This window comes from Streptomyces thermovulgaris, assembly GCF_002155915.1.
Taxonomy (GTDB): Bacteria; Actinomycetota; Actinomycetes; order Streptomycetales; family Streptomycetaceae; genus Streptomyces; species Streptomyces thermovulgaris.
On record NZ_MUME01000460.1, the window covers coordinates 1 to 7,874 of the forward strand.

Consider the following 7,874-nt stretch of genomic DNA (forward strand, 5'->3'; position numbering starts at 1 on the left):
ATGTACACGCTGCGCCGGGCGGGTGTGCAGCCCGGTTCGGTGGTGAGCGTGACGGAGTCGCCCGGCGGGGTGCTGGTGGGCAGCGGGGGCGAGGCCGCCGAGCTGGCGCCGGACGTCGCCTCGCACGTGTTCGTGGCCAAGCGCTGATCCCGCCCGTCCCGGGGCGGATGGCAGCCGTCCGGTTTTCTTCCCCCCTTCGGTGAAGAAGCGTGCCGAAGGGCAGCGTTCGGTCGTTTCCCGTGCAAGGCTGTTGCGAGGGGCATATGACCCGGAGGGGTGGGGAGAATGTGCCGTGTACATGGAGAGGACCCCGGCGCCGTGCGGCGCCGGGGTCTGTCCTCCCCTGTGCCGACCCAGAGCCCCGAGCTCTCAGGGTCGTCCCCCTCGGACCTGTTTTCCCCGAGCGGTCCGCCTCCCGTTGAAGATCTCCCCGCGACGACGACGATCAATCCTCGAGGGGGGTCACTCGAACGAGGGGTGTTCGCGGCGGAGAAGAAATTTTCGAATATCCATTCGATAGCCTGAAGCTCTGTGAGCGACGGGCCCCACAGGGCCCGCGCCGCGGGAACGCGCACGACGGCAGCACGACGGCGTACGAGAAGCGGAACACGGTTCACAGGACCGGCCGGCCCGACCGGAGGCGGGCGGTCCGGGTGGAGCTAGGGGGGTGCCAGACCAGTGGTGCGGCGCATCGACGTGACCGGAGCGGGCGGCGTACGGCTTGCCGCCTGGGAGTTCGGCGAGCCCCCGAAGGCCGGCCCCGACGGGGCCGTGTCCGGACCGGGGGAGGCCCGGGGAGACGCACAGGGGGGAGCGCGGAAGGGCGCACAGGACGAAGCGGAGGCGGCTTCCGGACAACCCCTCGCGACGGCCCGGGCGGAGACGTCCGCGCCGCACGCGCCGTCCGGCACCGGGCCCGAGGGGCGTGCCCGCGGCGTGCTGCTGCTGCACGGGCTCATGGGCCGTGCCTCGCACTGGGCCTCCACCGCCCGCTGGCTCTCCGAGCGGCACCGGGCCGTCGCCCTCGACCAGCGCGGCCACGGCCAGAGCGAGAAACCCCCGCAGGCGGCCTACACCCGCGAGGCCTATGTGGAGGACGCCGAGGCCGCCCTCGAACAGCTGGGCCTCGCCCCGGCCGTCGTCATAGGACATGCCATGGGCGCGCTGACCGCCTGGCAGCTCGCCGCCCGCCGCCCCGACCTGGTGCGCGGTGTGGCCATCTGCGACATGCGGGCCTCCGCGCTCGGCGCGGCCTCCCAGCGCGAGTGGGAGAACTGGTTCAAGACCTGGCCGGTGCCCTTCGCCACCCTCGCCGACGTACGGAAGTGGTTCGGCGAGGACGACCCGTGGGTGGAGCGTCCGAACCCGGCGCGCGGCGAGTTCTACGCCGAGGTGATGCACGAGGGCCCGGACGGCTGGCGACCGGTCTTCGAGCCGCAGCAGATGCTCGTCTCCCGGGAGACCTGGGCGTACGACGCGCACTGGGAGGAGCTCGCCCAGGTCCCCTGCCCGGCCCTCGTGGTCCGCGGCCTGGACGGCGAGCTGGGCCGGGCCGAGGCCCAGGAGATGGTCCGTGTGCTGCCGCAGGGCCAGTACGCGGAGGTGGCCGACGCCGGCCATCTCGTGCACTACGACCAGCCGGAGGCCTGGCGCGCGGCCATCGAACCGTTTCTCGACACGCTCCTCGCCGGATGACCGCCCCGACGGCCGCCCAGGAGGCGTTTCTGAGGGCCTTCCACGCCGAGCGCCCGGCGGTCACCGCGCACGCGTTCGCCGACGGCCGGGCCCCCGACGGGAGGTCCGGCCACGAGATCCTGCGCGACCGGGTGGCCGGCGCCCGCCGCGTCCTCGACCCCGGCTGCGGCGACGGCGTACTGCTGGACCTGCTCGCCCGCACCGGGGGACGGCGGCCGGCCGGTGTGGACCTCTCTTGTGAGGCGCTGGCCCTGGCCCGCCGCCGCCCGAGGCTGCGGGCGGCGGCACTGGCGGAGGCGAGGGCGCAGCAGCTGCCGTTCGCCGCCGGCACCTTCGACGCCTGTGTCTGCCACATGGCGCTGATGCCGATGGGGGACGTGGACCGGGTCGCGGCGGAGACGGCCCGTGTGCTGTCGCCGGGCGGGGTACTGGCCTGTGCGATCGGTGGCGGCGCGCTCGGCGGGGAGGCGTACGAGCTGTTCGGGCGCCTGCTGCGGACCGCCGTCGAGCGGGCGCCCGCCGAGCAGCGCATCCCGCCGCTCGGGGACCGCAGGACCCGCACACGTGAGGGACTCGCGGAGATCCTGGTGCCGGCCGGTTTCAGTGCCCCGGAGCAGGAGACGGTGCCGATCGATCCGAGCGGCCCGGCGGACCGGGTCCGGGCCGCCCTGTCCGGGATCTACGACACCGGCCCGCTCGCCCCGGACACCGTCCGCCGTCTGCGGGAGACGTTCCTGGCGGAGGCGGCCGGGCCCGCAGGACCGGACGGACGGGTTCCGTGCGGCTTCAGGATCCATGTGGTGACCGCGCGCCCGCGCTGACGCGGGCACCCGCACGCCGGGGTCTCAGCCCTTGCTCACCGCCGTGAGGATCTCCGGCAGCCGGGCCGCCGTGCGCGGTGCCGCCAGGCGCAGGCCGAGCAGGGTGATCCCCGCCCCGTACACGGCACCGAGCGGCAGCAGCAACGGTCCCCAGCTCTCCACGGCGCCGCTGATGTTCGCCCAGACGACCAGGGCGATGAAGGGGGAGCACAGCAGGGCCGCCGCGACCATGCCGCCGAAGATGGAGATCCAGGCGAGGCCGGCCTGACCGGGGGCGACGTTCTTGTGGCCCTCCTGCGGGATGGAGTACGGGAAACGGGCCGACGCCCACGCCCCGGTCGCCAGCATCGCGCCGAGCAGGGCGAAGGACAGGCCCAGCACCTCGGGCAGCCGGTCCCACGCGCCGAGCAGCCCCGTGGTCAGCACCGTGACCGTGCTCGCGTACGGCAGGGTGATCACCAGCAGGGCCAGGGCCCGCGCGCGCAGCTCGGCATAGGCGTCCCGCGGGGAGGAGATCGTCAGCGCGACCATCCAGAACGCCGAGGTGTCCTGCCCGAACTGGTTGTACATCTGGATGCCGAGCATCCCGGCGGCGAAGCAGGCGATGTACGGCGAGCCGGTGCCCTGCAGGGCGTTGAACAGCGGCACGATCAGGCCGATGGCGAGCGAGGTCGCCCAGGCCGCCTTGGTCTTGGGATCGCGCCAGACGTACCGCAGGCTGCGCTCCATGACGGCGCCGGTGCGGCCCTGCGGCAGCAGCCGTGCCAGACCGCCTCCCTCACGGGCCCGCCCCCGCGCGGGAGCGCCGACGGGCTGCAGGGTGGAGGAGTCGGGCGAGGTCATCAGCCGCTCCAGACTGCGTCCCCACACCGTGAGCAGGGCGGCCAGGGCCGCCGCGGTCAGGGCGAGCTGGGCCGCCGCGACGCCGTGGGAGCCCCGGCTCGCCGAGTCCACCGCGCCCACCGCCGAGGCGGGCGGCACCCACCGCAGCACGTCCGCGACCGGGGCGAGCCGGTCCAGGACCGTCGACCCCAGCTGCTGCACACCGAAGTTGACCACCTGCACACCGACCGCGACGAGCAGCCCGCTGAGCACCGCGAGGTCCCGTCCCTTGCGGCTGGTCAGCAGCCGGATGTTGGCGGCGGCCACGGCCCGCGCGAGGGCCACGCACACCAGCAGCGCGAGAACGAGCGCGGGAAGCGCGACGGCGAACGCGACCGCCCCGTGCGCCACCGAGATCACGCAGCCCGCCAGCAGCAGCACCGTGAACAGCGGCCCGATGCCGACCAGGGAGGCCGCCAGCAGCGCGCCGACCAGCGGCCGTGGCCGCAGCGGCAGCATCACCAGGCGGGTCGGGTCGAGGGTCTCGTCGCCGCTGGGGAAGAACAGCGGCATCACGGCCCAGCCCAGCGCCAGCACGGCCGTGCCGATGACGGTCACGGTGGCGGCGTGCGCATGGCCGCGCAGCAGGATCAGCCCCAGCAGCTGCGACACGGCGAACAGCAGCGCGAGGACGGCCGAGGCGACGAACGCGGCACGCCGCCCGCCGGACCGCCTCAGCCCGTTGCGCAGCAGCGACAGCTTCAGGCGGACGACGACGGGGGTGAGCGAGGGGGCTTCGGCGACGGCGCTCATCGGGAGTCGCCTCCCAGCCAGTCCAGACGGGAGCCGGCGTCCCGGTCCCGGGCGCCGACGAGTTCCAGAAAGGCCTGCTGAAGCGTGGGGGCGTCACCGCGCACCTCGGCGAGAGGACCCTGGGCGCGGATCCGGCCGGCCGCCATCACGGCCACCCAGTCGCACAGCGACTCGACCAGCTCCATGACATGGGAGGAGAACACGACGGTGGCGCCGGAGGCGGTGTACCGCTCCAGGACGCCCCGGATGATCTGCGCGGACACCGGGTCGACGCCCTCGAAGGGCTCGTCGAGGAACAGGACCTCCGGGTTGTGCAGCAGCGCGGAGGCGAGCCCGATCTTCTTGCGCATCCCGGTCGAGTAGTCGACGACGAGCTTGTGCTGGGCGCCGGCCAGGTCCAGCACGTCGAGCAGCTGGGTGGCCCGCCGGTCCACCTCGTCCCCGGGCAGACCGCGCAACCGTCCCGAGTACGACAGCAACTCCCGCCCCGACAGCCGCTCGAAGAGCCGCAGTCCCTCGGGCAGCACACCGATCCGCGCCTTCACCGCCACCGGGTCCCGCCACACGTCGTGCCCGGCGACCTCGACGGTGCCCTGGTCGGGGCGCAGCAGCCCGGTCACCATGGAGAGCGTGGTGGTCTTCCCCGCCCCGTTGGGGCCGACCAGCCCGATGAACTTTCCCGCGGGCAGCTCGAGATCGATCCCGGCCACGGCGATCTGCTGTCCGAAGCGCTTCCAGAGCCCCCGTACGCGTACGGCGATCGTCCCCACTGCGACTCTCCCTCCGTCCCTTTGAACCCTACGGGTGGAGCGCTTCCTTCACAGAGCGAGGACAGGGCGGGGAGCCGCGCCGGGGCACGGGTGTGCCGCATGGACGTGACCAGCGGCACACCGCAGAACCCGCGAAAACAAGACAAAAGTCTTGGAAAGGGGAGAGAAAGGAAGGAAAGGCGAAGAAGGCAAAGGAAGGTCAAAAGCGGAAGCGGAACGGGCCGGATGCCGGCCGTCCCGCTGCCTGCCCCTTCGCCGCCCGTCCTTCCGTCACCTGTCCCTCGCGCACGCGTACGCCAGCGGCGAGATCAGCTCCTCCACGTCCGGCAGCCATCGGTTCGCCGGTGTCGGCCGGCGGGCCCACTGCACGGCCCCCCGCGAGCCGTAGCGGGTGGGCGGCGCGGCCACGTACGCCCCCTCGCCCAGGGTGACCAGGTCGAGGGAGGCCGCCGACCAGCCCAGGGTGCGCAGCAGCTCCGGCACCTTCGCGCGCGCCCCCGGCAGCACGAGGAACTGCATCCGCCGCCCGGGGGTGAGGATCACCGGCCCGAGGGTCGACCCCATCCGCTCCATCCGGGCCAGCGCGAGGAACCCGGCGCTCTCCGGGACGGACACCACGTCGAACGTACGGCCCGTGGGCAGCAGGATCGACGCGGTCGGCTGCTGCTGCCACAGCCGGCGGACCGCGGTCGCGCTGCCGGTCGCCCGGCTCTCCCAGTCATCGTGCGCCGGGTGTGCGCCGGGGGCCGTGCACGCGGGATCGCCGCAGGAGCAGCGTTGCACCCCGCCGACCGTCTCCAGCCAGGTGCCGGGGAACACCTCCCAGTGGCGTTCCTCGGCGTAGCGAACGGCTGCCTCCAGCAGGGTTTCCCCGCGCTGCTGGGGAATCCGGCCGGTGGTGTGCACGGCTTGGGCACCCGGGATCGTCTTTTCCACGTTTCACTCAACTCCCTTGTCCATTCTGGAGTTACGGGGCGTGCGTGGGAGGTGCGCGCCGGGGAGGAGCACCGGCCCCCGCCCGGGGCGCATGGATGCATGTGTGGGGGCGCGTGGGAGGAGCGTCGGTGAACCAAGGGTAGTTCGATATGGGGGGGGTGGGATCGCCTTTACCCCGGCAATCCATACATGTCCCGCATTTTCGGTATGCCGACGGGGCATTGATCTTCACGGCCGGGACTCTTCGCCGGGAGGCGGAGCGCTTCCGGCCGCGCAAGACTCGTCGACTCGGTGCATGGGCAGGCACCGCAGCTACAGGGGGTTGTGTCATGGCCGCAAGGCCTCTTGTGGCGCGGCAGCCGAACGAACGGCTGCAGGCGCTCATTCAGGAAGCAGGCTGCTCGAACGCCGGGCTGGCCCGGCGGGTCAACATGTGTGGTGCCGAGCACGGTCTCGACCTGCGGTACGACAAGACGTCCGTGGCGCGCTGGCTGCGAGGACAGCAGCCGCGGGGCCGCGCTCCGGCGATCATCGCCGAGGCGCTGAGCCGCAAGCTGGGCCGCACGGTCACGATCGACGAGATCGGCATGGCCAACGGCAAGCATCTCGCCTCCGGCGTGGGGCTCCAGTTCTCGCCGACGGTGCTGGGGGCCATCGAGCAGGTCTGCGAGCTGTGGCGCAGTGACGTGGGCCGCAGGGACTTCCTGTCCGGCTCCTCCGTCGCCGCCTCCGCGCTGGTGGAGCCGAGCCGCGACTGGCTGATCTCCGCACCGGACGGGCAGGTCGCGCGCACGGTGGGACCGCGGGTGGGCCAGTCCGACGTGGCGGCCGTGCGGGCCATGACGCAGGCGCTGATCGCGCTGGACCACACCTACGGCAGCGGGCATGTGCGGCCGGTGGTCGTGCACTACCTCAACAGCGTCGTCTCCGGGCTGCTCTCGGGGTCGTACCGGGAGGCGGTGGGCCGCGACCTGTTCGGCGCGGTGGCCCGACTCACCGAACTCGCCGGGTACATGGCCGTCGACACCGGTCAACCGGGCCTGGCCCAGCGGTACTACATCCAGGCCCTGCGGCTCGCCCAGGCGGCCGGGGACCGCGGCTACGGCGGCTATGTGCTGGCCGCCTCCATGAGCCATCTCGCCGCGCAGCTCGGAAACCCGAGGGAGATCGCACAACTGGCGCGGGCGGCACAGGAGGGCACGCGCGGGCGTGTGACACCGCGTGTGGAGGCGATGTTCCACGCGGCCGAGGCGCGCGGGCACGCGCTGATGGGCGACGTCCGGGCGACGCAGCTGGCCGCCGGGCGGGCGGTGAGCGCGCTGGAGGCCGCCGAGGCGGGCTCGGGGGACGACCCGGAGTGGATCGCGCACTTCGACGAGGCCTATCTCGCCGACGAACTGGCGCACTGTCACCGCGATCTGGGACAGGGGGAGGCGGCGGCACGGCGGGCGGAGGAGGCGCTGGCCGGGCATCCCGCGTCACGGGTGCGGCGACGGGCCATCGGCTGTCTGCTGCTCGCCACCGCGCAGGTGCAGCAGCGGGAGGTCGAGCAGGCCTGCAGCACCGGCCTGCAGGCGGTGGAGCTGCTGCGGACGCTGCGGTCCGACCGGGGGGCGGAGTACCTGGAGGACTTCCGGCAGCGGCTCGAGCCGTTCCGCGACGAGCCGGTGGTGCGGGAGTTCGAGGCGCAGCTGGAGATGAGGACAGCGGCGTGAGAACGGCCGGGTGAGCCATATACAGCGCTTTGCCGGCAGGTTTTGTTACTGCTGTCACGGGGAGGGCTTTCTCGCCCTGTGCTGCGTGGCACGGGACTCAGGGGACCCGGTAGCGTGAGCCGACGATTCCGAAAGTCCCCCATACGTAGGAGTCCCGGTGACGCAGAGTGGACAGGGCGAGGGGCCCTCGGCGCGGCCCGCGCACGAAGGCATCGTGCTGCCCTCCGACGGAGGTGAGCCCCTGCTGCCGGGCATGACGGGCGGACCGGGCGGCCAGACCCCGGCCGCGGCGTCCGCCGGCG

7 protein-coding genes are annotated in these 7,874 nt (G+C 73.1%); 4 read left to right on the plus strand and 3 right to left on the minus strand.

What is annotated here, in order from left to right; genetic code table 11:
- The 3 genes from CCN35_RS26325 to CCN35_RS26335 all read left to right on the plus strand — a co-directional run.
- Positions 1–147: ferrous iron transport protein A (locus CCN35_RS26325; RefSeq protein WP_143631844.1), on the plus strand; the 147-nt coding region annotated here is incomplete at its 5' end.
- A gap of 531 nt (positions 148–678) precedes the next feature.
- Positions 679–1,695, plus strand: a complete 1,017-nt coding sequence (locus CCN35_RS26330; protein WP_086794595.1) for an alpha/beta fold hydrolase — start codon at positions 679–681, stop codon at positions 1,693–1,695.
- Positions 1,692–2,516 (plus strand): class I SAM-dependent methyltransferase, encoded by an 825-nt coding sequence (locus CCN35_RS26335; RefSeq protein ID WP_086794597.1) that lies wholly within the window; start codon positions 1,692–1,694, stop codon positions 2,514–2,516. Before CCN35_RS26330 ends, CCN35_RS26335 begins: the two co-directional genes overlap by 4 nt.
- A gap of 24 nt (positions 2,517–2,540) precedes the next feature.
- Here the strand turns inward: CCN35_RS26335 and CCN35_RS26340 are convergent, their stop codons facing one another.
- From CCN35_RS26340 to CCN35_RS26350, 3 genes are all read right to left on the minus strand, one after another.
- On the minus strand, positions 2,541–4,151 hold the full coding sequence (locus tag CCN35_RS26340) for a transporter (protein WP_067395988.1): 1,611 nt from the start codon (positions 4,149–4,151) through the stop codon (positions 2,541–2,543).
- On the minus strand, positions 4,148–4,921 hold the full coding sequence (locus tag CCN35_RS26345; RefSeq protein WP_067395992.1) for an ABC transporter ATP-binding protein: 774 nt from the start codon (positions 4,919–4,921) through the stop codon (positions 4,148–4,150). The genes CCN35_RS26340 and CCN35_RS26345 overlap by 4 nt, the downstream gene beginning before the upstream one ends.
- A 270-nt stretch (positions 4,922–5,191) precedes the next feature.
- Positions 5,192–5,857 (minus strand): bifunctional DNA primase/polymerase, encoded by a 666-nt coding sequence (locus CCN35_RS26350; RefSeq protein WP_067395996.1) that lies wholly within the window; start codon positions 5,855–5,857, stop codon positions 5,192–5,194.
- A gap of 329 nt (positions 5,858–6,186) precedes the next feature.
- On the opposite strand from CCN35_RS26350, the gene CCN35_RS26355 reads away from it, so the two are divergent.
- A complete protein-coding gene (locus CCN35_RS26355; protein ID WP_067396005.1) occupies positions 6,187–7,572 on the plus strand; it encodes an NsdA family TPR-like regulatory protein in 1,386 nt (461 codons plus the stop codon).
- The last annotated feature ends 302 nt before the right edge of the window (positions 7,573–7,874 follow it).